The sequence below is a fragment of the Pseudoalteromonas luteoviolacea genome, assembly GCF_018100925.1.
Taxonomy (GTDB): domain Bacteria; phylum Pseudomonadota; class Gammaproteobacteria; order Enterobacterales; family Alteromonadaceae; genus Pseudoalteromonas; species Pseudoalteromonas obscura.
Genome location: NZ_JAGJEH010000008.1, coordinates 155,247 through 181,028, shown reverse-complemented (window position 1 = coordinate 181,028; position 25,782 = coordinate 155,247). Strand labels below are relative to the sequence as shown.

The following is a 25,782-nucleotide window of genomic DNA, read 5'->3' as shown; positions in this document are numbered from 1 at the left end:
TAAATACCTATCTACTGATTATCTATATCTTGTAACGCATCAACTGTTGAGAGTGAAGGTAGAAGTAGACTTATAACTTTATTCCATCTAGCAATTGGCGCACTCGTAACATAAACAATATCTTGAGGTTCAAGCTCAAATTGCTCAGCAAAAACTAGTGCAGCAATATTATTTGCTCTAAGCTGATATACATCGGCAATAACACCGTCTGTTTCAAAATTCCGCTTTCTTAATACAAAGATACCGTTTGCGTTCGCACTGCGTTCATTTATACCGCCAACCTCTGACAAAGCTTCAGCTAAGCTTAGACCATAGCGCTTCACTTCTACAGTACCAACTTTAGTCACATCTCCCATAACATAAACATTTCTTTTGTCGTTACGAGACACATGTATTACATCGCCATGTTGTAATAGCCTATTTTGCGAAATATCACCGCTAGCATAAAAATCATCCAACTTGATTGACTCTTTATGCTCACCGCGAGTGAATGTGACCGTTTTCCAGTCAGCACGCTCACTCAAACCACCAGCTTGACTGATCGCATCAATAAGTGTCAGGGGGGTTTCAGTTATTGGATAAACGCCAGGCTTACGCACCTCACCAGTAACATATGCCTTTTGGCTTTTAAACCCGACAACTTTAACATCGATTTGAGGGTCTTCGATTACTCGCCCTAGGCGCTTTACCAATTGCTCTCTAATTTCAACGACGGTTTTACCTGCCGCTTGCACTTTTGGCGCATAGGCATAAGTAATAGTCCCATCTGCTTGAACCCTAAAACCATCAAACTCTGCCGTTCTTTGAACTGCTGCTGGTATAGTTAATTCGGGATGGTCCCAAACGCCAACAGTAATTACGTCCCCTACTCCTAGACGATACTCATAGCTGGACAAGTCTAATCCTTGGGAAAGAGTATTTTGCGCTTTATCTTGGAGACGCTTCTGTTGGTTTATTAAATTAGAATCAATTAGCTGAATATTAACTTTTGAAAGCTCTTGCTCCAAGCTTGTTGTTTTATCACCTGACGTAATTCCTTCAAAATGCCCACCGGGGATCAAGGTGCAGCCACTCATTACCAATACACATGCTGACGCGATAGAAGTGGCAATGGTTTTTTTACAACATAGGGCCATTTTTTCTTCCTAAATATTTTTAATACTTATTCTTTGTTACTAAGTTCTCAGTCACTTAAGAGCATTAAGCTACACTTACGAGATGGCTAATTAAAGCATGCACCGATTCCAATCGCAAGTTTACATTGCGTTAATGTTACATGAGCTTTACTAAAGATTTATTGCAATAGCTATTCGAGTAGATTTTTTTCAAGGTAAGAGAAATTCATATATTAAAGTATTAATCTTGTGCCGATTTTCATGCATTTTTGAGAAGTTTTAACCTTCCCAGAACGTGTTACCAAAAAGCTTAAATCGCACTCGAAAATTGTAAAAAATGCAATTATTCAATCTTCGAAATTTAACACATCAACTAGACTAAAGACTTATATCCCACCTATGCTTAATCTCAACCTAATAATTTAGGCTCAATGACCGCCATATACGAATATAACTGAATAAAAATTGGGTTCGGTTTCATACTACTCCTTGTATCTGATTGGACATACCTTCTCAACGCGAGGCATTATACAGAATAATTTTTCGACCGCCAATTATAAAACTGTGGGAACAAAATAAAAAACGTCACATTGACAATTGTATGTTAACAACTCAGACAAGCCAGCTGGAGTACGTGCTCATGTGAACTGACAACAAGACAAATCACACTTTATTCCAAGTCATTCATGGAGTGACCTTTTTTGCTGAGCAAGCCAATAAAAAGTTACGTTAAGGCGGGTTTTAAGCCAAGTGGCGAGGCTCTACTGACTATGCAAAAATATTGGTCAGCGGCATATAAGTTCAGAGCTTAAATCTGCATTAGTAGCAAAAGCAAAGCCGTGAATATTCTAATAGAGCCATTGATGATGTGTCACTTAAACCTCAAGATGCTTGGTAGTAAGTTTTAAAATCGACTTTCCACCTCACGCTGGCTGCATCTCGCATCAATCCTTACCAAATAAGTCTCGCGTATACACTTTATCGTTAACGTCCATGAGTTCAGGTGACATGCGGTTTGCAATAATTATATCGGCTTCATGTTTCAACAACGCCAAATTGTCAGTCACTTTAGAATTAAAATAGCGTTCTCCCTGATACATTGGCTCATATACAATAACCTCAATCCCTTTCGCTTTTATGCGTTTCATGACACCTTGAATTGCCGAAGCTCTGAAGTTGTCAGATCCAGATTTCATTGCCAATCGATATATGCCAACAACATTTGGCTTCTTACTCATAATAGACTCAGCTATGAAATCTTTTCTGGTTCGATTGGCATCTACAATTGCGCCAATAATATTACTAGGCACATCTTGATAATTGGCAACCAGTTGCTTGGTGTCTTTAGGCAGACAGTAGCCTCCGTAGCCAAACGACGGATTATTGTAATGGTCTCCAATTCGGGGGTCCAAGCACACTCCCTGTATTATTTGTCGGGTATTTAACTTATGTGCTTCTGAGTAACTATCAAGTTCATTGAAATAGGCTATTCGCATAGCAAGATAGGTATTCGAAAATAACTTAACAGCTTCAGCTTCTGTTGAGCCAGTAAATAGGATTTCAACATCTCGTTTCTTTGCGCCAAGACTCATTAATTCTGCAAAGTGGTGTGCTTTTTGACACTGACTTCCAACAATAATGCGCGACGGATATAAGTTGTCATAAAGCGCTTTACCTTCACGCAGAAATTCAGGAGAAAAGATAATGCGTTCAAATTGGTATTTTGCTCTTAGACTCGCTGTATACCCAACCGGAACCGTTGATTTTACAATGATGGTCGCGCGCGGGTTAATGTCAATAATGTCTTCAACCACACTTTCAACTGAAGCGGTGTTGAAACAATTGCTCGTAGGGTCATAATTTGTTGGAGTCGCAACAATAACAAATTCCGCCTGGGAAAAAGCGGCCTCTTTGTTAGTCGTAGCAGTTAACTGTAGCTTACCTTCCGCAAGATAATTGCTAATTTCTGGATCAAGAATTGGGGAAACCTTGTTGTTGACCGCCTGTGCTTTACTTGGGTCAATATCATAGGCAATAACGTCATTGTGTTGTGCCAAAAGCACTGCGTTCGAAAGTCCAACATAACCTATACCTGCCACAGCTATCTTCATTTCACCTTCCCTGCCAACCAACTGGTTAATTAAATTACATTCGCCTGCGCTTTCAATGGGCTTGATCAATAAATCAAGGATTGAGCTCCATAATGCATGGGGAAAGTGTCAAAAATGTTAACGCGTGAGCGGTTGATACTCTTTTTTAATGTGAAAACAGATATCATGTTTCATAAAGTGAGACCGAAATAGCCCTCACCTCAATTGATATCTGGTGAAGAATAATTAACGTGGATAGAGATAATAAAGCAACTCCTTGTGAGTACACATCAATTCCAAATAGCCACTTAAAGTCCTTAAAAAAATAAAGGAGTTATGGCTACACGAACAGTTGCAGCAAGTCAATGGAGTGACAAATGGTTGGTCAGAACATTATCATTCCGTATGGTCTTAGCATATATTCAAAACGAATAGTTTGATGTTGTAATGATGAAGCTTAGTAACTCTGCAACACAGCGCCTTTAAAACTAGACTCTTGACGAATAGAGCTGAATATATTGACCATCATGATAACGATTGACCAAGCAGGTTATGTTGGACAAGCTGTACAAATTGAAAGGGGGTTACGAGCATACCACATCAGTGCCAAGCCCGAAAATGGGTGCTAAAGCCCCTCAAATTCAAGCAAAGATAAAGTGAACTACAACAAGCAAGTTCACCTTATCCATGGCTCTGCTTTAGATGTTTGAGATTTGATTTATATACGCCAAAGCAAGTTCTACTAGTTCCTCTGCACGACTCTGCGTATCTGCCTCAGCATAACACCTTAACTCAGGTGCATTGCCCGATGGTCTAAAGTGAACGATTTCACCGCTTGTAAAAAACATTCTAAAACCATCTATTTCATTGGTTAATTCCAAAACACCTTCAATGACAAGTGCCTGTCTAAGCTCATTTCTCACATCTTCAGAGTTTGCTAATTTGTCAATTAAAGAAAGACTACTTTCACGCGGGATGTCTTTTATTCGATCACTGGCAGTAAATCGCTTTGGAAGATCACTAATAATTGTGCTGATAGCTTTTTGTTTTGACCACGCCTCATTGAAAAGAACCAGTGCAGGAAGTACCGCATCCCGTGTAGGCAACGCATGATATAGGCCATCAGCATAATAACAATCACTGCCTAAAAGAAAACCGCCATTTGCTTCGAAACCAGCATATGGCTTTAAGCTTTCCTCTTGATCACTAAATGCTTCAATAACATACGGAGAGCCAATCTTTGTTCTCACAACTTGTTTAAATGCACCTGAGGATTCAATTGCACTATTACAACTTACAGGGGTCGCCAACAACTTAGCACCAAGATACTTTGCAGTCACAAGGCCTAATATGTCACCGCGTAACCACTGCCCTAACTCATCAGCAATTAAAGGTCTATCGCCATCGCCATCGGTTGAAAAGATAGCGTCTAACTTCAATTCTTTAGACCAATTAAGCGCTTTAGACTTATCCTCTTCCGAAACGGCTTCTGTATCAATTGGGACAAACTGATCACTCCGCCCTAGTGAAATCACCTGTGCGCCTAGCGATTCAAAAATCTGTTTATAGATATCACGGCCAGCACTTGAATGTTCGTACACGCCAAGCTTTTTACCTGAAAAAGGTTTATTCGGAAAGTGTTGTGTATATCTCTCAATATACAATTCCTTTGCGGCGCTCAGAGTCTCAAGTTCAGGCTCATTCTCAGGCGTAACAACCTCGGCATCGCTATTAATAATTTTAAGCTCATCAGCCTTAGTGATTTCGCCATCTGGTCGATAAAACTTTAAACCATTGCGATCGAAAGGAATGTGACTGCCTGTAACCATGATGCATGGAATACGGTTTTGCATCGAATACAACGCAAGAGCTGGCGTGGGCAATACGCCAAAAAACTCAGCGTCATAACCTAATGCCTGTACCATTGCAGAAATAGATCTCGCCATAGCAGAACTGCTTGGTCGGTTATCAATTGCAATAGCCACCTTCCCAAATGAGAAGTCTGCTTCTAATGCTTTGATAAATGCGACCGTGAAGGCACAACACGCAGCTGGTGTAAATTGCTCAACCAGCCCTCGTGCACCACTAGTTCCAAATGCAATTCCGCTTTGCTTAATTAAATGGCTTGCGTTTGTCATTATTTAACTCTTCCGTATCGGTCTTCAAAACGGACAATGTCGTCCTCTCCAAGGTAAGATCCAGACTGCACTTCAATTAGCTCTAAATCTACTTTGCCAGGGTTTTCCAGTGCATGAATAGATGTAATGGGAATATAGACAGACTCATTCTCAGTAACAAATCTTTCCTCACCATCTAGGTGTACTTTGGCAGTACCTGATACAACAATCCAATGCTCGGCACGGTGATGATGCATCTGTACTGACAGCTTCGCGCCTGGTTTGACTGTGATTCTTTTAACTTGGAAACGCTCGCCATTGTCTACTGAGTCATACTTACCCCAAGGGCGATATACTTCTCTATGAAATGTGACTTCAGAGCGCTGATCACGTTTAAGCTGATTAACAACTTCTTTTACTTTTTGCGACTCGTTTTTATGTGCGACCAGTACTGCATCTTTAGTGTTAACAATAACGAGATCTTCAACACCTACTGTTGAAACAAGCTTATCTTCTCCAAACACTAATGTATTTTTTGTATCTACAGACTTAACATCACCAATAAATGCGTTGCCATTTTCATCTTTCTCGGAAACTTCCCACAGTGCAGCAAATCCACCAACGTCATTCCAGCCCGCATCCATAGGAACAACCACAGCATCTTTAGTATGCTCCATTACAGCGTAGTCGATCGATTCATCTGGACAAGCTTCAAAAGCCGCTTTATCAACACGGACAAAGTCCATATCGCTATTTTGAACTTCAACTGCTTTTTCACAAGCTGAATATATATCAGGACGAAATGCCTTTAACTCTTCTAGATATCGACTGGCTTTGAATAAGAACATGCCGCTATTCCAGTAATAATCACCACTTGCAATATATTGTTTTGCGGTGCTTAAATCTGGCTTTTCTACAAAGCTATTTACCACAAAGCCATTTTCAATAGCTTCGCCTCTTTTGATATAACCATAGCCAGTTTCAGGCGTGTTTCCAACAATCCCGAAAGTCACTAATTTACCTTGCAACGCCAAAGATTTAGCTTTCTCAACACTCTCTAAAAATGCAGCTTGATGTTCGATCACATGGTCTGCAGCTAATACCAACAACAAAGGGTCTTCATTATTTTCAATAGCTTTGAAAGCAGCCAGCGCGATAGCAGGCGCAGTATTACGTCCTACTGGCTCTAAAAATATCCCACTGTGTTTAACATCAAGTTGACGCACTTGCTCTGCAGCGATAAAGCGATGCTCTTCATTACAGATCAACATAACTGGGCTGTGTTCAAGACCATTCAAACGAGAAATAGTCTCTTGCAACATGGTGTTTTCACCATGTAGTTTTAAAAATTGCTTAGGATAATTGCCGCGTGATAAAGGCCATAGGCGTGTACCCGAACCACCCGCCATTATAATTGGTAAAATCATATGTCACCTAACTTCTTAAATATAATATGGGCCAACCCTTACAACTAAATTGCAGACTTACCCTTAAAACTACTTGCCTATTTATTGGTAACTAAACACCAAATAAACAATAATATTGTGAACCTTTGCAAACACTGCTTTGTAGTATGCAATCGCAAAGGTGAACCACATCAAATGGCTGAAAATGCCTTCCTATAAACAGGCCAAAAATCAGGCTTAAGGCCCAATTTAAGCTATATCAACCTTTAAGGTTAACGCCAACTTATTTAGTATCAGCAGAGGCACCTTATATCCAATCGTAAAAAGATTACTTCCAGACGTAAAAGAAAACTCTCAGGCTCTTAATTAGTCGAACTAAGCGAAATAGTTTAGGCTCTTGGACTAATCTATATACCCCTTCAAAGCCCGCTTTCTGAACCCATAAAGGCGCCCTCTTAATTTCTCCTGAGAAAAATGAGATGCTGCCGCCACACCCGACAACCCACTTTACGCCAATTTTTTTCAAGGCTTCTAAGTTATCATAAATCCACTGTTCTTGTTTTTTGGCTCCAAATGCAACAAACAAGTAGGTTGGTTTAGCATCAGAAATTCTTTCCAACATAGCGTTATTGGATTGCTCAGAAAACCCATTGGCTTCATATGGAGGCGAAAACCCCGAGCAGCGAGCGCCATATTCATTTATTGCTTTATCTACAGCGCGCTGATTGACTTCTTCTCTATCCCCAAGCAGGAAAACATGCTCTTGACGATCTTTAGATTTTTTTATGACATCGTAAATCAGGTCTGAGCCACTGATCTTGTCAAACTTTTTACCTGACTTTAGTTTGGCAATTATATAGGGAATTTGCCCATCGAACGTTGCCACACTGTTGTTTAGGATTTTAAGAAAGTCTTTATTTTTATTGGCCTCAACGATGAATTCAGCATTCACCGTTGTTACGAACTTCAACTCGTCGTCGACGTTCATTACTTCTTTTTTAGACAACCCTTTAAAATCGATTCCAAAAACTTTTAAAGACATGAAATTAACTCTATAAACCTTTTATTTAATTATCTCAAGATACATGCTGTTTAGCATTTCATCCCAAGAATACTCTTTCTCTGACATTGCCCTAGCATTCGCCCCGATCTCTGCGCATAATTCATTGCTGCCTAACAATGAACTAATCGCGTTAACAAACTCTTTGGGCTGATCAGCGATCAAACAATTCTCACCATCGACAAACTCAATGCTTTCAGCGCCGATAGTAGTAGTTACGATAGGCAGGCCTTTATAACAGGCGGTAATATTTTTTACCTTCATACCACTGCCAAACTGCAACGGGCATATGAATACTTTCGCTTGAGACAACGCATCATTGAGGTCATCAACAAAGCCTAAACACACTACACCCTCATACTCTGACAACTGGGCTTTTTGCTGCTCACTTATTTTACCAATTAAGTGCAGCTGAACTTCACCATTCGTTTCACTGCGCAGAGTATCCCAGCAATTTTCTAAGAACCACAGCACACCATTAAAGTTTGGCTCCCAGTCTAACCCACCAAGGAATACCAAGTTATTCCCAAGGTCTTTAAAATTATTTGGTGTCGTATCCAGTAGGCTGTCTTCACCTAGGTGATAGGTTGTTGCAAAGCTCGCAGAATCACAACCAGCATTTCTCAAGCAAGCAATATCATTTGGCGCAGCGAATACCAGATCAGATGCCAATGCACTTTTTTTCTCATATTGAAAAACGCGCTTTGCCTCGCGCTTTAGCAATAAAGACTTGAGAATACTTCCCTCGATTGAAGCACGCCTTTCCCAAATATTAAATTCCGCATTATGTTCATGAAATATAATTTTACCAGCAAAAGAGTCTGGTACAAATTGATACATAAAGAAGTGATCAACAAAAATTATATCAGCCCAACTAGCCAACTCGTTAAATCGCTCACGATCAAAGTCTTCAGGAGTGTTTCTATATACGGATAGCGGGACTCCCTCAATATAGCTGCCTATCAAGTTTGCCAGCGTAGGCTGATACTTCTTATCATTGATTTTAACTTGATACATATTTTCTTGGCTAACAGGGTTCGATTCAGTTAGATAGAACTCTTTGACCTGAAACTTTTCGCAAAAATAAGCTAACAGCCTTTTAGTTTTATATAACCCGCCGCCTGCTACATTGACTGGCTCTCGCGGACTGATAAACAGCATTTTTTTCATTAGGAAACCATAGGTTTGTAGCTACCTTCAATGTTGACATCTACAGTAGCTACGAAAATATTTATTTAACAAAACTCTCTCGCAAACGAGCTTATTTACCCACGATGAGTAGCTCAGCTTTGCGCTGTTTTAAATAGAAATATGCACATGATAACGTTATTGCCACCTGAGCTGACAACGTTGCAGTTGCAGCCCCTATAAGCCCATACATTGAGATTAGCAATGGGTTGAGCAATAAGTTCACCGTACCAAACAAAAGCGTAATTTTAGCACACAACTTCGCTTTGCTTGACATAGAAAGGTACGTCGCAGTTGCGCTCAGAGCAAATTGCAAGAGAATTCCTACTAATAACAGCATAAACAGATCATTATACTGTATAAACTCCTCTCCCCATAAGCCTAATGCAAATTTAGATAGCAACATGGCTACAAAAAAGCCAACAATTGCAGCAAGTGACGCGTAAACACAAACTTTTTTAACCAAGTTGTGTACAGAGCTTAGCTCCCCAGCCTTATAAAGCTGGCTAATTCTGGTAGAGATGACCGATGTAATCGAAGCATTTAAGAATAGCACCACTGCTGCTAATTTATAACATACATCATAATAAGCCAGCTGTTCATATCCAAGCAAAGCCGCGATAAATAACGTATCAGTGTAAATAAGCAATAATGCGGAGATTTGCGTTACTAGAAATGGGAGTGATCCGACTGCAATGGTTTTTACTTTCTTGAAGTCAAAAGTAAAGTTTGCCGATTCCAACCTCAGCTTTGGCTGACCTTTGTAAATTACAAAGCCGCTTGTCAACGCAAGGACGACCAATAGGGACATGTAAATGATATCAGCATTTAGATAAATCAGAGAGCCAACAAAGCCAATAACAATGCCGAGTCTGAATACACCCCACTCAAGCAATTCCGACACCACAAATTTACTTTGAGATTTGAGTAGATAAGCAGCAAAATTAAGAAATTGAAAGAAAAATAGAACTGCAAAAAATACGGCAAACTCACCCCAATCAAAAGAGTCCGTTACAGCATTAAATATACCCGCTAAAATAATAAGAATACCGGTGTTAAAGGCTCGAAATAAACAAGCCTGCGCAAGTAAGTACTTATTATCTTCTAAAGACTCCCCGGAAAGCTCTCGCTGTACATAAATATTGCTACCAAGAGAAGAAACAATACAAAACACCATAGCCAGTGTCGTAAACAAAGCAAATTGACCTAGCTGGTATTCACCGTAAAACCGTGCAATTCCGATAGATACCAAAAATGCACATAACTGATTTAATACCTTGATACCAAGGACACCACTTATTGCTTTTTTCAAGGATCAATCCTACTTTCACACAAGTGAACAACAAGGTCTTCTACCGCTTTCAGATTGTGACTTTCCAATAACTCCGGAAATAAAGCTGGATCATGCACAAAGCCGATTACGCCAAACTCTTCAACAAGACCGTTAGCATTGTCACTAAATTCCGTATGTTCTAGCGCAGTTTCAAGCAATAATTTTAGCTGATTTTTCTCTAGTGCTTGCCTACCGTCGAATACACCCGGCAGATCTGTGTAATAGATATTAGAGAAGGCAACCGAAGGTTTGCGCATATTGACTGCTTCCAAGCAACTTGTACCAGCGATAGTGAGCACAAGATCCGCTTTTTCCATAATATCTTTTGCATTTTCTGATAACGACAAGAATATTACGTTCTTAATCTTGTTCAGTTTCTCAAATGATTTTACAGATCTTGGGGAGAATTTATTTGGATGCTCTTTTACTAGGATAACGTACTCGTCGCCGAGCTGCTCGCTCACCTTTGCGATTAGTTCAAACTGATCACTGTAATAAGGCGATACATAATCTGGTGTAGACTCAGGCTGAACATGGAGCGGGAAATAAAGCACTTTTTTGTTGGAAACGCTCAAGGCTTCTTTCAATGTTACAGCTCTTTTCTCATACAAGGGCACATATGTACGCTTGTTAGCATGGTACGAGAACGCACTCAACCACCAAAGAGGTTTCCACTCTCTATAATCGCTCGAAATGAGTGGCTTATAATTCATTGGAAGATTGCCTTTTTCAAAGCATTCTTTTACACGTACACACATGCTTTGATAACTAATTTCAAATGAAGAGTCCGATGGACAATTTGCACATTCTTTTAAGCTTGCCATGCTATGGTCAGCATCAAACGCCACGGCCCTCACTTTCGGCAGAGGTAAATTTAATAGATGCCTATATTTAACCCCTTTTCTCTCGCACAGCAAAAACGCTAAATATTCCAGCGCCCAGGAAATTTCACCTAATACAATGTCGTATTGCTTAGCATCGAGGATTTCTTCAAGCTGACTGATATAGCCCTTCATCAACCTCAAGCTCAACTTCTCTGGTAGTAACCCTAACAAGCGATCATTTTTTATTGCAATTCGAAACTCTTGGTCAGTAATTGCATTACTCTTAGGGGATTTTGTCATGTTTGCTTTTAAGATAAAGCTCTGAGCATCCGTTTTTTTAACCACCACATCTTTCTGGTTGTTAAAAACAATGAAATCCATATCAATATTGTTTGCCTGCTTAGAAAGCTCAAGAAAAAAGTCAAAGTTATTAAAATTATCTAAATACAGTACCTTAGGCATTTACTTCCCTTTTTCCAATTTAATGGAGTTCATGGATGAATATTTATAAACAATCACAACAAGCAAATAAATTAGGAAGTTACCTGAGTAGCCTGTGGAAGAGTTACTTGTAGAGTATACAAATACATACAAGATCACCCCAAAATAGACATAAATGGTCTCTTTTTCTGTGATAGCCCTATTTAAGAAGAATACGAATAAGCCATAAACAGCTAAGAAGCCTAATACACCGAGTTGAGATATTAAATTTGCCAATGAAGATTCGACGCCAACGCGGTGGTATACTCCCCCCCACATAGAATCAAACCTAAAACTACCTACGTTACCCACACCGTAACCAAGAATATTAAAGTGAATGAAATATTCATACAGCCCTTCCAAGTGTGCGAACAACCCGAACTGAACAATTTGAGGGAATGCTAAAAAGATAAAAAAGCCAGCGAATAGCATACCAAAGAGCAAAGAAGCAATTATGTTACAGTAAAATTTCAGCAAACGAAGAGATACATATTTATATAGAATTAACATTGGCGTTAAAAGAATAAAAAATATAATAAAGCCTTTGGAATAAGTCAGAAAGCCAGCAATGCTCGCTAACCAAACAATCGCTTTTCTTTTGAACAGCAACCCAAAAATAACAGACGCCTGGGCTAATGCAGCAGTCGTTGTTGGCTCGATATAAAAAGAGATCAATCGCCTAGACTTTTGTCCAATTAAATAATATGTATCAAATGTAAACAATCGAGGGTAACCTTGCAGTTCATCATGAGTTCCCCCTGTCGACGATACGGAATTGGCATACTCGTTCCAGTATTCTAAAAGCCCCATTTTCTCCCAAAACATGAGTGGCATAAGCCATTCAAAAAGGCCAAAAATCCAAAATGCCGTAATAAACTTAGCGAGTAAGTTTATATCTTTGTGTTTAAAGTAAAATAAGAAGAAGTAAAAAATTAGAAATGGAAATATAAAGCGTCTAATGTTGTTTGCAATAACACTTACAAATTCATCAAAGCCTACGGAATTTAAATTTACAGATAGAATTGAAATGGAGATAGATGTAATTAATAAGAAAAAAAGTAACAGAGTAAAGTGAACTCTTCTATCTAAGAAGAATTTGTAGATCACACCAAACACGACAAAAAGCAATACTAACATGTCTCTGAGCAAAGCAGGTACTGCAGCTAGAATCTTTACTCCAAAGGCATTGTAAACTAACAATGATAAAAATGGTGTAAAGAAAAATAGAAACAATACCAGCCTTGAAATTGCGTTTTGGTAATAGATACCACTTAACTGCATATATTTTTCATCCGAATAATAAAATTCAACTAAATTTTGGTTACTTATAGAGGCTTGAGCGCAGTTAGTAGTTGGCACCCATAAAAAGAGCTAATGCAAAAGACATTAGATAAAGACTAAATTCTATTTTTAACTAACAGCTCAGCTGTCATAAAATCAATTTCTGTATCTATATCAACCGAGTTTTCACTAGACATAATGAAAGGATAAAATTCCTGTTCAAAAAGCAATTTCCCCTCCTGGTTGAAAATGACCCTATCAACAAGGTAAATCGCACCGTTCAGTTGATAATATTTTGGCAAGTCCTGTGAACGTGTTCCAGTCAGCGTACTTAAAAATTGCTTAAATTGCCCCTCAGTTTCCAGTGGAGTCGCCCACAACGGTGAGTGGCTACATTCAGTCATAGATACGACACCCTTCGCACTTTTATCTATAAATAGCTCTATCGCGTTGTCGATATCTTCCGAATCCCTCAAAGGCGAAGTAGGCTGCAACAAACAAATCGTGTCAAACTCAATGCCTTGCTCTTGCGCATAATCAATAGCATGTTTTACAACATCAATTGAGGTTGCGGTATCACTTGCAAGTTCATCTGGACGTAGCAATGCCGTTGTATTTGGGTACTCTTTTGCTATCGCTAAAACCTCTGGACAATCTGACGTTGCGATAGTGTGGCTAACATATTTTGAAGCCGTTGCGGCATTCAAGGTGTAGCCAACTAACGGAATGCCATTAAGCTTTCTTACATTTTTTTTAGGAAGTCTTTTACTTCCAGCCCGAGCAGGTACAATCGCTAATACTTTCAACATATTAAACTAAGCCTAAATTGTGAATGTCAATTTGCGCTTTATTAAAGTCGTCATGTCGGCCTATATCTAACCAGTACTCATGAATTGGGAATTTGAGCACTTTCTGTCCTTCTTGCTGTTTGAGCTCAAACAGTGTCGGCATGTCCAAATACTCATTTTTCCCTTTTAGAGACTCTATCACTTTATGAGAGATCACATAAATCCCGGCATTAACAAAGTAACGATAGGTAGGTTTTTCCACGATACCCGAAATTGTATGACCTTCCCCTTCAATAACACCAAACGGTACTTGGATTTCATAGTCTCTAACACACATAGTCGCTTCTGCGCTATTTTGTTCATGAAAATGCGCAACCTTTGCAAAATCTACATTTGTTAAGATGTCGCCATTCACCATTATTAGTGGAGACTTAGGAATATCATCCGGCAATAGTGATAAGGCACCACCCGTGCCTAGTGGTTTGTCTTCGTATACATAGGTAATATCTACGCCAAATTTACTTCCATCGCCGAAGTACTCAGTGACCACCTCTGGCAAATAGTGGACCGAAATATAAAACTTATAGAATCCACTTGATTTAAAGTGATTTATCAAAGTTTCTAGCATCGGTTTACCGCCGACTCTAAGCATTGGCTTAGGGCAGTTGTCTGTAAGCGGTCTGAGTCGTGTCCCAAACCCGCCAGCCATAATAAATATAGGGTTGTCGTGCTTTTCTATTTGAAGTGCGCTGTGTAGTGTTTCGAGGCCTACAATTTTATTTTCAGAATCAAGCAAAGGTATAGATAAAATATCTTTTTCTCGCATTAACTCAACAAGTTGATGCTTAGGCGTGCCTTCTATCGCTGTTACTGGTGTAGTATTCATTACTTCAGTAACTAAATCAGTTAGCGCTACTTCCTCAAGTAAACCTCGACGAATATCACCATCTGAGATCATTCCTGTTAATTTGCCGTCTTCATCAACAACAATTGCAATACGCAAAGCTTCTCTATTTATTACTTCAAGGGCTTGCTTGATTGTGTAATTTTCAAAAATTAATGCGTTTTTCCAACAGTGGCTCATATACTCTCTCTATCACCAGTTAGTGATTTTTTCAGCGATTTAACTTTGTACAACATACTTAGCTACAAAAAGCTATTATTCAAAAATAGACTCTAACAACACTACTAATTCTTCATACGACTCACAGTAATGTTGCGCACTTTCGCCTTCTTGGCGTCCGTAGATGAGGTTATCATTCTCCACTTTATTTAATATATGGATAGAATGCATACCTGAACTATTTGGGTACACGAAATCTTTCTTTTTGTTGTCACCAATGTAAACGCTATCTTTGTGTGACATACCTAGCTTATTTAACACATATTCATAAGGTTGAGCACTTGGTTTACGTACATCAGAACCCAACTCTGAAGAGCAAAGAATAACATCAAAGTATTTTGAAATTCCCAAGGCCTTAATTTTTGCCTTTTGAATATCTAAAGGTCCATCCGTGATAATTGCTAACGCATATTTATCACGCAGATTACTAATATGACGCTCAAACCCATCATAAGGGGTTAACTCAGGCTGGTAACTTCTATAAGTTGAAACGAGTTCATTTCGAATATAGTCCTCTGAACACTCCACCCCGACCTCTTGTATTGCCAGTGAGAATAAGTCACGGTAATTACCTTGACTAAACTCCTGAAAAATATAAGGATATATATCTACTTTAAAGTCTTCGTGAAATTTATCAGCAGCTGCACGATAACATGCCAAGTTATATTGCTGTTCCGCATATATAGTGTCATCTAAATCAAAGATTACCAGCTTCTTCATCTTAACCTTCACTAAATACTGACATGTCATATCTCATCATTGTGAGATTTCGTCTCAGACCTTCAAACCAATCTGGACTGCCTGACAATATGTAATTCGGGCTATTTAATCCTGCTTCAATAGATAAAATAGAGCCGCCACCAAAGCGTGCATTTATTTCAATAAAATAACCAACACCTAGCTTTTCATCCACAATTGCCTGAAGTGTTACAGGGCCATAAAAACCACCTGATAACAGAACTTCTTTCGCTTGCTTCTCCAACTCTGGAAGTGCTACTGTTTTGCTGACCGTTACCTCTCCGCCCCTGACCTTTACGCGCTCTCGAGGAGAAGCAACAGCATCACCGTCATCGGTTACAAAGCAGTCTATAGTATACTCAGTCCCAGAAATAAACTGTTGGAAAATGGGATCATGCTCACCAAACTCTTTTAAATACGTTTCAAGTTCAGATTCGTCTTTAAGTAACTTGGCGCCAAATGAGCCACTTCCATTATTTGGCTTTGCAAATACAGGAAAAGTAGTCGGTTTATTCAGAATTTCAGGTGTTCGAACATTAATGCTTTCAAAAAAACGAGCTGTCTTACGTTTGTCTGAAGATGCATTGAGAACACTCACATCAGATAATAATAGATTGACTTTACGTCCATTCACGTTGGATAGTTGATCTCTGTATTTAGAGAAAAACTCAAGGTCCGGATCAATAGTACAAACAACAATATCGATGTTGTGCTTTGCAATAAGGTCGATAAACTTTTCTACTGTTGCTTCATTACGCTCTCTTGGGAAGATGTAAGTTGCATCACAAAACTGGAGCGCTGGTGCATCCGTTGTAATATCAGTTCCAATAATGGTCAGTTGAATATCGCTTTTTTCAGCCGCAGCTCTAAAACGTTTAATTAACTCAACTCTTCTGCCAGCATTTGGGAATAATACAGTCTTGTTCATTTTATAACTCAATTAGGTCATCTTCAGCGTAATCTTTAATCGCAGCAGTACCAATTACTTCATCCCAAAGCATTGGGCTCAACCCCGTTGCTGGACGCTTTGCTGTGATATTTTTTTCCGTGAGAACTTCACCTTTTTTGATTGCGCCACTCGCAACGATTGAGCGTCTCGCAATGGCGATATTCTTACTTTCACTTTCCGAGGGCTTCTTTTCACCACTTCCAGCTATTGCTTCTTGGATATTCCTTATTGAACTAACCATCAAATTCAGTTCATCAGGCTCAATGCTTGCAATGTGGTCTGGGCCAGGCAATGTCCGATCTAATGTGAAGTGCTTTTCAATGCAAGTAGCCCCTAGAGCAACAGCAGCAATAGGTACTTCGATACCTTTGGTATGGTCAGAATAACCTACTTCTACCCCTAGCTCTTTCTGAATATGAGCCATAGCCTTAAGATTGACATCTCCCATAGGTGTTGGGTATTCAGTATTACAGTGGAGCACTGTGATATCCGCTTTATCGACACCACCTTCAGTCAATACAGCAACAGCTTCTTTAACTTCTGCCATTGTTGCCATACCAGTTGAAAGAATAATCTTAATACCCTTTTCACAGTGCATTCGTAAATAAGGCAGGTTATTTACTTCACCAGAAGGTATTTTATACGTATCTACACCCAACTCTTTGAGTACTTCGAACGAAGGTTGGTCAAATGCAGTTGCTAAAAACGTAATTCCAAGCTCATCACAATAATCTTTAAGGCCAGCGTAGTCTGACAATTTCAAGTGTAATTTTTTACACATTTCTAGCTGACTTTCATCACCGCCAGTATTTGCTTCTTGATAATCAGCTTTGTCGGCCCACTTAGTCATAACAAGCTCTGGCACAGCTATTTGAAACTTAACCGCATCTACGCCAGAGTCCTTTGCGACTTTAATCATTTCCCTAGCCATATCATAGTCTGCGTTATGATTTACGCCCGCCTCAGCAATAATGTAAACATGCTTAATATTATGCATCATAAAAAACCTTCTTAATTAACCCATTTGTTTCGATACGCTTCAGGGTTTCAACTATTCTCTCTGCGGTATTGCCATCGCCATATGGATTTGTTGCGGATAAACACGCGTGCTGCATTTTCTCACCCAGAGCTAGGGTGATTGCATTCTGAATGCTTGCATCACCATAATCGACGTTTATAACGGACTCAGCTCTGATCCTACCTTGCTGTCGGTCACCAACATCAACTGTTGGTATACCATATGACGGTACTTCAGTGATCCCACTGGAGGAGTTACCAACTACTGCATTTACATGAGTCAATAATGAATGATAACGGCGCATGCCTAACGACTCGCGCACACATACTGCTTCGCCTTTTTGTCGTTTAAGGTTCTGAATGCTTTCGATAATGGTATCCCCGCCGGCATCATGATTGGGGTAGGTAATAATTATACCCACGTCCTCTAACTGTGCTAACGCATTAAAAAAAGCATCATTCAAAGATGCTTGGTTGTCTCTCGTTGTCTCCGGGTGCAGAGTAACTAATATGTTTTGCTTGAATCTATTCAAGTCAAACTCTAAAAACTGTTCAAGCTCTTTAAGCTCAACTTTCTCAAGCATCTTTACGTTATCAATACACAGGTTCCCTACGTTGAATACTCGGTCAGGTTGTTCTCCTAACTGGATAACCCTCTGTCGATATTCCTCAGTTGTAGGGAAGTGAATGTGAGATAATTTGGTAATACTATGTCTTATAGAATCGTCTAAAGCACCCGTGGTTACATCTCCACCTGAGATATGCGCAATAGGTAATTTTAATAAAAATGCCGCCATTGTGACCGATAAAATCTCATACCTATCGCCCAATAAGACTACTAGATCCGGTTTCAACTCTTCGAATTTAGTCGAGAACTTCTCTAAAGTGTGTGCTGCAGAAACCGCAACCCCCACATCTGACGTATCATTAGTATCAACTTCTATCACATGAAGGTCTTGGATACCCTCATTGTGAACTTCTTGAAGTGTGTCACCCCGCGAGCTATCTGTGTGACTGCCCGTAGCCAAAATGCTAACAGAAAAAGAAGGGTCGGCTTCTAACTTTTGTATCAGAGGCAACAATAAGCCAAAGTCAGCTCTTGTGCTTGTAACTAATGCTACTTTCATATTAATTCCAAAGGAGTACTTGGTAAGTTAACTAGCCTAGATTCAATATATTCAGAGTTACTTAGATCGCCTCGCAGTGCACTTTCAAACATAGGTAATCTGTGCATTAATTGCCAAATTGGCCTAGTCATCACACCTGCTGCGTTCGTCTCTTTAAGTAGCCTATCTCTTGCCTCTTTGTCTGGGCATATTACGGCGTTTAACCAATAATTTGATTGTGCGTATTCAGGCTCAACAACAAATTTAAAGTCCGAGTTTGCAAAAAAGCCACAATACTTGTTTGCAAGCAATCTTTTCTGTTTTACAAATAATTCAAGCCGCTCCAATTGAGCACACCCTAATGCGGCATTCAAGTTTGGCATTCTATAATTGAAGCCAGCTTCGTCATGATAAAACTCGAATGGGTGGGGCACCTTTGCTGTAGTGGTTATATGCTTGGTATGAGCGCCAGCTTCCGCTGATTTACACAAAACTATACCACCACCGCCCGTTGTTATTATTTTATTGCCATTAAAGCTAACTGCACCAAACTCACCAAAAGTCCCCGTATGCACGCCTTTGTAGTATGAGCCCAAGCTTTCTGCAGCATCTTCGACAATGGTAATATTCCATTTACTACATACTTGCATTAACTCATCTAGCTCAACAGGATGACCAAAGGTGTGCATAGGCACTACAGCCTGAAAGCGCTGCTTAGTTTGTTTATGAATACACCCTTGTTCAGTTTGAATTGCATGTTCCTGCAAAAACTCATCTAACGCTTTAGGGCATAATCCTAAGCTTTTTGGCGATACATCAACAAAAACAGCTTCTGCCCCCATATGGTGCACAGCGTTACACGTTGCCACAAATGTTAAAGCCTGAGTAATTACAAGATCACCGGCGCGAACCCCAGCCATGTACAAAGCTGCATGTAATGCAGCAGTACCATTTACCGTAGCAACCGCCTTAGCAGAACCTGTTAACTCTTCCATTTTTGTTTCGAACTCATCGACAAATTTACCCACACTTGAGACAAATGTACTGTCAATTGTTTGAGTAACATAGGCTTTTTCATTACCTTGAAATGTAGGCGCATGTAGTGGAATAAAGTCATTTGTTGCGTAAAGTTCGCGCACAAAGTCATTGATTTTTAATGGCGTCATTATGGCTCCAAATCACATTTTGCTGTCGAGGTACTTACCTGTTTCTTTATGTCCAAAATCAGGGATCATAGTAAAGAATAGCTTTACGATTTCCTCTTTGCTCCACTGCTTGTCTGACTTATATTTGGCAATAGTATTTTCGAACAACTCTAAAAGCTCATTGTCATAAAGCGCTTCGTTTTTGATAATGCCTAGATTTTCGAATCGCTCCATGTCCAACACTTCTTTATCGGTGAAAAACTCTTCAAAATCTTTCTCACCCGTTGTATCACTTGAAGTAAATAAACAAGGCCACTTACCTTCTGCAGGTAGTGTTTTGGCAAGCTCTCGCGCTTCATCTTCGTCTTTACACAAGTAAGGTTCATAACCGCGTTCGTTGAGGTATTTAACAGCGATATCTGCAAAAGTGATAAGGTGTAGAGACTCACTCAATTTAGGGAAGAAGATATCTCTATTTTCACCGAATATACACGACATTAAACATAGTTCACCGGACTCCTGAGGTACAACAAAATAACGTTTGATATCACTCGGAGCTACGATAGGCTGCTTCTTCTCGATACGCTGATTAAATCCGTGTAACAAAGAACCATCAGAAAATGCAACATTCGCAAAACGAGCAGTAGAAATATCAATCTCTTCACTGCGACGCATTAAGAACATTTCCATGATGCGCTTTGATGCCCCCATCATATTGACTGGGTTTGCAGCTTTATCAGTTGATACACAGAAGTATTTCTTTACACCCTTATCAATAGACTGCTGAATTGTCTTCTCTGTATTGAAAACATTTACATCAATCATACGCATCAGAGTGAACGGGTCTTTTTCACTGCGTACGTGTTTCAATGCCGATAGATTTAAAACATAATCATACTCGCCATCAGCCTTGATAAAGGCATCATATTCAATTGAACCAATATCTAGAGCAAACGTTTGAAAGTCACCGTCTATATAACCAAAAGAACTGCGAATATCACGAACCAACTCCACCATGTTGTTTTCACTAATATCAACAACATGAAGTTTCTTTGGGTTTCTTTTAAATATTTCTTTGGTGACGGCTTGGCCAATTGAACCTGCACCACCTAACACCAAAAACCGAGATGTAGATACTGCTTTTTTTAGTTCTTCTTCAGCAGCTAAGATATCTTGAGTAAATAATGCTTCTTTTCTGCCAATCAAATTGAGAGTTTGTTTCATGCTGAATCTCTTAAATTAACTTTTACTAACGTTTGGAAAGTCGTTTATCACGATGCTTTCTCACCCAAGTCGTGATTTTCCATACATGCATCAAAGCAAAGTTGTAAATTAAAAACAGCGACAAAAATATTGAAAACATTACCCACTCAGGTACACCTAAGACTTGCATCAAACATCCAGCAATTGCGATGACAATTGCTATTAGGGAAATGTAGAGTAACGACCTTTTACGGCTGAATCCGATACGTTCAAAAATATGATGCAGATGCTCTCTGTCTGGTTTAAACGGAGATTTACCTTTTTTCACCCGTCTGTACATAATTGCAACCATATCCATAAATGGAACAGCTATTAGATACAAAGCTGTGACAGGTTTTAAAATTGCCTCTGCGTCTCCTTTCGTATCGACACCAACAATAAGTAACCAAACAACGGTGAAGCCAATAAGCATGCTGCCTGCATCACCCATAAATATTTTGTGCACTGAGCGAGAGGGCCAACGCAAATTGTACATAAGGAACGCCAAGATTGCGGCCATAAATACAGTTGGTAAAATAGCCCATTGGCTACCAGTGTAATAGTACAGGAAGCCTAAGCAAGTGAATGAAACCAAGCTCAACATACCTGCAAGGCCATCAATACCATCTACCATATTGAATGCATTGATCGCACCCACAACAGCGATCACAGTAACAACCACGCCAAACTTGCCAAGGTATAACTCAAAATCGTTACCTAGAATATATCCGAAGCTATCTATGTACAGGCCTGATTGTGAGATCAAAAATAGCGCAGCGATTACTTGGATCAAGATGCGTGACTTTACCGATAACTCAAATCTATCGTCTAACACCCCTACAATCAGTATGGCTGTACTTGATATTACATACACGATTAAAAGGTCATCTCTAAAAAACAGTAATGAAGAGAGCAATATGGCTATATAAATTGCAATCCCTCCAACTAAAGGGATCTCTCCTTTATGTTGCTTACGCGCACATGGCGAATCGACTAGCCCATATTTAATAGATAACGGATACACCAAATAAACGGCTAAAACGCAAGCAACGAAAGATGTTATAAAAGGTAAAAAATAAACCATCTAAGACTTCACTCAGTTTAATTAGTAAGGGTGCAACCCTTTACCTAACCCTTTTGACCATTTCTAAATAAGCCAATAAGAATAATTACAATTCCAACAATAAATCCAAATACAGTACCTGCGACACAGATTACAGCGCGCTTAGGTGAGTGCTTCAACTCAGGTACAATCGCAGGATCTATTGTTTTAAACACATATTCAGCGCGAGATTCGGAGAACATAATAGTCTTAACTTGCTCTTCAATTAAGCCAAATAAAACCGTTTTAAGCTCAGCGATATCGTTCTTTGAAAGCTGCTCTTCTAAAAACTTTATACTTTTCTTAGCTTCAACAACATCCATAGTTTTAATCGTTTGATTAATTTCCATTACAAGAAGCTCGACCCAACGCTGTGCAATTTCTGGTGATTGATGGTCAATACTGATTGTTACATAACCAGTATCCTTAGCTTCGTTGACCTCAAAGATCTTTTTAAATTCTATATATGCTTCTTGGCGAGAAGGCTTAGCTGTCTTTGGCGGCTCAACATCCCTTACCCAAGTTTTACTATCAACATCGTATAACTCTTCGTCATAAACAATTTCATTTTTGCCCTGTTCCCATTCTTTTACTGCCATTAAATCTGGCAGTAAGTCATGTTTTTCAATGAAACTCTTAATGAATTGTCTCGACTTTAAAACTTCTAATGCAAGCGTTGTTTTATCATCGCCTCCACCCAAAGAAATCCCGGTTAGCCCAGCGATTCCTCCTAGTTGACCTGCTAACCCACCAAGGTTCGAGCTTTTTGATTCATGTGCAGGAGAAAGCAGCACTTCTGATTTATATATATTTGGTAATGACAAAGATAGCGCAATAGATAAAACTGCGAAAATCGATGTGATGCCAAATAAAAACCACTTCCTTGAGGCAACGACGGTAAACAGTTCAGAAACATCAACTTCATCTTTTTCGAATCTAGATTGATAACCGTCTTCAGTATTTAATTTAGATGTTTCCATTGAATCTCTTATTCCTACTCTCTAACCACTGCACATTTAAAAAACTATAAAATGAATACACTGTAATGCCTATATTCGCGCAATAGCAGCGACACCAACACCTAACTGATAAAAGATCTGTGTTGCTGTACTCCACAACGTTAGGTTATCCATATGAGAGGCATCCATTGGAACAACAATAGTATCTCCTGGGCCTAATTCATGTTCATTACTTACAGCAAACCAACTTGATGAATTGGGGATAAATACCGCACCATTTGCTTTAATGACATAAATCTGGTCTTCTTTCGCTCTGTCTTTCACGCCACCACTCAACTCAAGGTATTGATCGATAGTTACACCTGATTTAAATAAGTGAGATGAAGCATAGTTAACTTCGCCAATAATAGAAATAGAATCTTGCTTTCCTGGAACATATAAAGCATCGCCATCTTGTAAAACAACAGAGTCTTTATTTTCCAGTATATTTGGTAAATCAATTACTAATCGACCAACTGCTTTAACACTAGCAAGATCTTTTAAAAGCATATTCATTTCGTCATAGCTAATACTATTGTTCTGTCCGATTGAATTTTGGAAGCTTTTAGAAGCGATATCTTTTCTTAGCTCATCGGATAGTTTTGCTAGTTGAAGCTGCTCTTGCTCTTTAATTGATTCACGAGTGAATACAGCTGCTTTTGGCTCTGCATATTCAGATAATCCACCTGCACGCTTGATAACATCTTGCAGCGTTTCACCACGACTCACTGTATAAGTTCCGGGGAAACGCACCTCGCCTTCTACCGTTACCTTATAGCCATTTAGCCAATTTGGTTGCATAAGAATGTTTAGCGTGTCTCTGCTTTGCAGCTTTATATCAAGCGCTTCGTGTTCATTAAAATTGACTTGAATATGCTTAAACTGCTGATCTTTCTGGTTGATAAAACGCGTAAGTTCTGCACGCTGGGCATAGGCTGACTCTAATACACCACCGGCAGCATCAATGGCTTTACCAACAGTCGCATTTTTTGCAAGCGGGTATACACCTGGGAAACGTACCTGCCCTAATACTTCAATGGTTGCAGACTTATCAGATGACGAAGCTTGAAACTCAAGTCGTTTTAATAGAGGTTTAAGTAATTCTGTACGACTGAAAGTTGCATATTGTCCTTCTTGAGGCTCTAAATCATCTTCTAGCAACTCAGCCTTCTCTAACTCAATTTGTACAATATCATCAAAAGTTTGTACTTTGTTTTTAAACTCTTGATACTCAAATAAGTGCCACAACTTAACTTTTTGTTGCTGAATTTTTTGCTCTTCAGTTAATGCCAAATTTGCCAGAGCTTGCTCTTCAGTCTCTCTCAGTTCAAAGCGGCTAAAGATATATATTTCATCATTTTTTTGTAATGCCATATTTTTGCTTTTTAAGGCATCCGCTAAAGAAAATTGAATAACTTCTACATCACCTAAAACAGACTTTTCCCTGACCACTAGCGCATAGCTATAATCAGCTTGAGGTAGTAAATCTGATTTTAAATTACTTAACAGCTGATCTACAGTCATTCCTGACTGCCACTCATATAGCCCAGGCCTTACTACTGCACCAATTAAAGTGACTGAATCCACCACTTCATCGTTAACACTTTGTACCACATAGTGGTCACCGCCTTGTGGGGCGAAATCGCTATCTTCTGACGAAAAGTCTGCGGACACAGCAAGGTTTTTAGTACCATTCATGATTCGGCGCACTTGAACACGTTTAGTAAACGCATTTTCTTTAAATCCACCAAACATTTTAACAAGTGATTCTTTGTCGTCCTTCGCGGTCAATTCAAAAATGCCAGCACGTTTTACTGCACCTTCAACTGAAACTTGAGGTCCTACAGAAGGAATAAATACAACATCACCTGAGCGTAAACTAACATCACCACTTGTATCACCATTCAATAGTAAATCGTATAGATCTAAGACCGCTACGGTCTTTCCTGCACGTTTTACTTGAATATTACGTAAGCTTGCGATTTCTGTCAGTCCACCACTAACATATAGAGCGTGCGTCACCGTAGATAAAGGAGATACTGTGTAGCTACCTGGTTTATAAGCTTCACCAACCACCATTACACGCATTGAGCGTAATTCAGCCATTGAAATAAATACATTTAAACCAATCGCCTCTTTTGCAATTTTATTTGCGACTAGCTTTTTTAATTCATCATATGTCAGGCCAGCTACTTGTACTGGTGAAAAATCCGGAATAGTTAACCTGCCTTCGTTGTCTACTAGTAAAGTATGTGTAGTGCTTTCTTTACCATAGAGATTTACACTGACAGAGTCACCACGGCCAATGATGTAATCAGATGGTACAGATGCGATTTCAGTAGGTGCAAAAGAAGTTGGCTCACCAGAAAACAGTTCGTAGCCAAATGGTGTCAAAGGGTCTTCAGTTGGGTCAAATTCATCTTTTTGCTTTTCGACGTCTTCCTCATCAGTATTTCGGGGTCTAATGCTAGATTTGAAGCCTTCAGAATCTTTATTCTTATCTGTTGAGTTGTTGAGGCTAGAGACATCAAAACCATACTGGCGGGCAAGTGCTTCTTGTTGCGCTTTAGGTAACTTCGAAAATTGTTCAATTTGCTCTGGTGTAGGCGTAAAAGCCACAGAAATAGCACTAAAACTTAGCAAAACAAAAACTAATATTCGTTTAAGAATCATCTGATTT

General features: G+C 39.3%; 20 protein-coding genes. All 20 read right to left on the bottom strand.

Going from position 1 to position 25,782, the window contains the following annotated elements; all coding sequences use genetic code 11:
* Positions 1–11: 11 nt before the first annotated feature.
* Positions 12–1,136 carry a polysaccharide export protein gene (locus tag J8M00_RS18170; protein WP_211011937.1) on the bottom strand — a complete coding sequence of 375 codons (1,125 nt, stop codon included), beginning with the start codon at positions 1,134–1,136 and terminating at the stop codon, positions 12–14.
* A 923-nt stretch (positions 1,137–2,059) separates the two neighbouring features.
* Entirely contained in the window at positions 2,060–3,226 is a 1,167-nt protein-coding gene (locus tag J8M00_RS18165; protein ID WP_211011936.1) for a nucleotide sugar dehydrogenase, read from the bottom strand.
* Positions 3,227–3,903: 677 nt separating this feature from the next.
* Positions 3,904–5,343 (bottom strand): phosphomannomutase, encoded by a 1,440-nt coding sequence (locus J8M00_RS18160; RefSeq protein ID WP_211011935.1) that lies wholly within the window; start codon positions 5,341–5,343, stop codon positions 3,904–3,906.
* A complete protein-coding gene (locus tag J8M00_RS18155; protein ID WP_211011934.1) occupies positions 5,343–6,749 on the bottom strand; it encodes a mannose-1-phosphate guanylyltransferase/mannose-6-phosphate isomerase in 1,407 nt (468 codons plus the stop codon). Before J8M00_RS18155 ends, J8M00_RS18160 begins: the two co-directional genes overlap by 1 nt.
* 307 nt (positions 6,750–7,056) lie before the next feature.
* On the bottom strand, positions 7,057–7,770 hold the full coding sequence (locus tag J8M00_RS18150; protein ID WP_211011933.1) for a WecB/TagA/CpsF family glycosyltransferase: 714 nt from the start codon (positions 7,768–7,770) through the stop codon (positions 7,057–7,059).
* Between the two features lie 21 nt (positions 7,771–7,791).
* Positions 7,792–8,958, bottom strand: a complete 1,167-nt coding sequence (locus J8M00_RS18145) for a glycosyltransferase family 4 protein (RefSeq protein ID WP_211011932.1) — start codon at positions 8,956–8,958, stop codon at positions 7,792–7,794.
* A gap of 91 nt (positions 8,959–9,049) precedes the next feature.
* The gene (locus tag J8M00_RS18140) at positions 9,050–10,288 is read right to left on the bottom strand and encodes an oligosaccharide flippase family protein (protein ID WP_211011931.1); all 1,239 of its coding nucleotides are present in this window, start codon (positions 10,286–10,288) and stop codon (positions 9,050–9,052) included.
* Positions 10,285–11,595 carry a hypothetical protein gene (locus tag J8M00_RS18135; protein WP_211011930.1) on the bottom strand — a complete coding sequence of 437 codons (1,311 nt, stop codon included), beginning with the start codon at positions 11,593–11,595 and terminating at the stop codon, positions 10,285–10,287. Before J8M00_RS18135 ends, J8M00_RS18140 begins: the two co-directional genes overlap by 4 nt.
* Positions 11,596–12,894 carry a hypothetical protein gene (locus tag J8M00_RS18130; protein ID WP_211011929.1) on the bottom strand — a complete coding sequence of 433 codons (1,299 nt, stop codon included), beginning with the start codon at positions 12,892–12,894 and terminating at the stop codon, positions 11,596–11,598. It lies immediately after the preceding gene.
* A gap of 116 nt (positions 12,895–13,010) precedes the next feature.
* On the bottom strand, positions 13,011–13,703 hold the full coding sequence (locus J8M00_RS18125) for a cytidylyltransferase domain-containing protein (protein WP_211011928.1): 693 nt from the start codon (positions 13,701–13,703) through the stop codon (positions 13,011–13,013).
* Position 13,704: 1 nt separating this feature from the next.
* Complete coding sequence (locus J8M00_RS18120; protein ID WP_211011927.1) at positions 13,705–14,766, bottom strand: nucleotidyltransferase family protein; 1,062 nt, start codon at positions 14,764–14,766, stop codon at positions 13,705–13,707.
* Positions 14,767–14,841: 75 nt separating this feature from the next.
* On the bottom strand, positions 14,842–15,525 hold the full coding sequence (locus J8M00_RS18115; protein WP_211011926.1) for an HAD family hydrolase: 684 nt from the start codon (positions 15,523–15,525) through the stop codon (positions 14,842–14,844).
* Position 15,526: 1 nt separating this feature from the next.
* Positions 15,527–16,471 (bottom strand): ATP-grasp domain-containing protein, encoded by a 945-nt coding sequence (locus tag J8M00_RS18110; RefSeq protein ID WP_211011925.1) that lies wholly within the window; start codon positions 16,469–16,471, stop codon positions 15,527–15,529.
* A gap of 1 nt (position 16,472) precedes the next feature.
* Positions 16,473–17,492, bottom strand: coding sequence for an N-acetylneuraminate synthase (neuB, locus tag J8M00_RS18105; protein WP_282099824.1), 1,020 nt, complete (start codon positions 17,490–17,492; stop codon positions 16,473–16,475).
* Positions 17,482–18,636, bottom strand: coding sequence for a UDP-N-acetylglucosamine 2-epimerase (gene neuC / locus J8M00_RS18100; RefSeq protein WP_211011924.1), 1,155 nt, complete (start codon positions 18,634–18,636; stop codon positions 17,482–17,484). Before neuC ends, neuB begins: the two co-directional genes overlap by 11 nt.
* Positions 18,633–19,781, bottom strand: a complete 1,149-nt coding sequence (locus J8M00_RS18095; RefSeq protein ID WP_211011923.1) for a LegC family aminotransferase — start codon at positions 19,779–19,781, stop codon at positions 18,633–18,635. Before J8M00_RS18095 ends, neuC begins: the two co-directional genes overlap by 4 nt.
* Positions 19,782–19,793: 12 nt before the next feature.
* Positions 19,794–20,984: a UDP-N-acetylglucosamine 4,6-dehydratase gene (locus J8M00_RS18090; RefSeq protein ID WP_211011922.1), complete on the bottom strand. Its 1,191-nt coding sequence runs from the start codon at positions 20,982–20,984 to the stop codon at positions 19,794–19,796.
* Between the two features lie 25 nt (positions 20,985–21,009).
* Complete coding sequence (gene wecA, locus J8M00_RS18085) at positions 21,010–22,086, bottom strand: UDP-N-acetylglucosamine--undecaprenyl-phosphate N-acetylglucosaminephosphotransferase (RefSeq protein WP_211011921.1); 1,077 nt, start codon at positions 22,084–22,086, stop codon at positions 21,010–21,012.
* Positions 22,087–22,130: 44 nt separating this feature from the next.
* Positions 22,131–23,084, bottom strand: a complete 954-nt coding sequence (locus J8M00_RS18080; RefSeq protein WP_211011920.1) for a Wzz/FepE/Etk N-terminal domain-containing protein — start codon at positions 23,082–23,084, stop codon at positions 22,131–22,133.
* Between the two features lie 69 nt (positions 23,085–23,153).
* Positions 23,154–25,775, bottom strand: coding sequence for a polysaccharide biosynthesis/export family protein (locus J8M00_RS18075; protein WP_211011919.1), 2,622 nt, complete (start codon positions 25,773–25,775; stop codon positions 23,154–23,156).
* Positions 25,776–25,782: the final 7 nt, after the last annotated feature.

What these genes read in the sequence shown, in the direction of transcription:
- J8M00_RS18170 (WP_211011937.1), bottom strand. Translation starts at nt 1,136, where the DNA reads ATGGCCCTATGTTGTAAAAAAACCATTGCCACTTCTATCGCGTCAGCA.
- J8M00_RS18165 (WP_211011936.1), bottom strand. Translation starts at nt 3,226, where the DNA reads ATGAAGATAGCTGTGGCAGGTATAGGTTATGTTGGACTTTCGAACGCA.
- J8M00_RS18160 (WP_211011935.1), bottom strand. Translation starts at nt 5,343, where the DNA reads ATGACAAACGCAAGCCATTTAATTAAGCAAAGCGGAATTGCATTTGGA.
- J8M00_RS18155 (WP_211011934.1), bottom strand. Translation starts at nt 6,749, where the DNA reads ATGATTTTACCAATTATAATGGCGGGTGGTTCGGGTACACGCCTATGG.
- J8M00_RS18150 (WP_211011933.1), bottom strand. Translation starts at nt 7,770, where the DNA reads ATGTCTTTAAAAGTTTTTGGAATCGATTTTAAAGGGTTGTCTAAAAAA.
- J8M00_RS18145 (WP_211011932.1), bottom strand. Translation starts at nt 8,958, where the DNA reads ATGAAAAAAATGCTGTTTATCAGTCCGCGAGAGCCAGTCAATGTAGCA.
- J8M00_RS18135 (WP_211011930.1), bottom strand. Translation starts at nt 11,595, where the DNA reads ATGCCTAAGGTACTGTATTTAGATAATTTTAATAACTTTGACTTTTTT.
- J8M00_RS18130 (WP_211011929.1), bottom strand. Translation starts at nt 12,894, where the DNA reads ATGCAGTTAAGTGGTATCTATTACCAAAACGCAATTTCAAGGCTGGTA.
- J8M00_RS18125 (WP_211011928.1), bottom strand. Translation starts at nt 13,703, where the DNA reads ATGTTGAAAGTATTAGCGATTGTACCTGCTCGGGCTGGAAGTAAAAGA.
- J8M00_RS18120 (WP_211011927.1), bottom strand. Translation starts at nt 14,766, where the DNA reads ATGAGCCACTGTTGGAAAAACGCATTAATTTTTGAAAATTACACAATC.
- J8M00_RS18115 (WP_211011926.1), bottom strand. Translation starts at nt 15,525, where the DNA reads ATGAAGAAGCTGGTAATCTTTGATTTAGATGACACTATATATGCGGAA.
- J8M00_RS18110 (WP_211011925.1), bottom strand. Translation starts at nt 16,471, where the DNA reads ATGAACAAGACTGTATTATTCCCAAATGCTGGCAGAAGAGTTGAGTTA.
- neuB (WP_282099824.1), bottom strand. Translation starts at nt 17,492, where the DNA reads ATGATGCATAATATTAAGCATGTTTACATTATTGCTGAGGCGGGCGTA.
- neuC (WP_211011924.1), bottom strand. Translation starts at nt 18,636, where the DNA reads ATGAAAGTAGCATTAGTTACAAGCACAAGAGCTGACTTTGGCTTATTG.
- J8M00_RS18095 (WP_211011923.1), bottom strand. Translation starts at nt 19,781, where the DNA reads ATGACGCCATTAAAAATCAATGACTTTGTGCGCGAACTTTACGCAACA.
- J8M00_RS18090 (WP_211011922.1), bottom strand. Translation starts at nt 20,984, where the DNA reads ATGAAACAAACTCTCAATTTGATTGGCAGAAAAGAAGCATTATTTACT.
- wecA (WP_211011921.1), bottom strand. Translation starts at nt 22,086, where the DNA reads ATGGTTTATTTTTTACCTTTTATAACATCTTTCGTTGCTTGCGTTTTA.
- J8M00_RS18080 (WP_211011920.1), bottom strand. Translation starts at nt 23,084, where the DNA reads ATGGAAACATCTAAATTAAATACTGAAGACGGTTATCAATCTAGATTC.
- J8M00_RS18075 (WP_211011919.1), bottom strand. Translation starts at nt 25,775, where the DNA reads ATGATTCTTAAACGAATATTAGTTTTTGTTTTGCTAAGTTTTAGTGCT.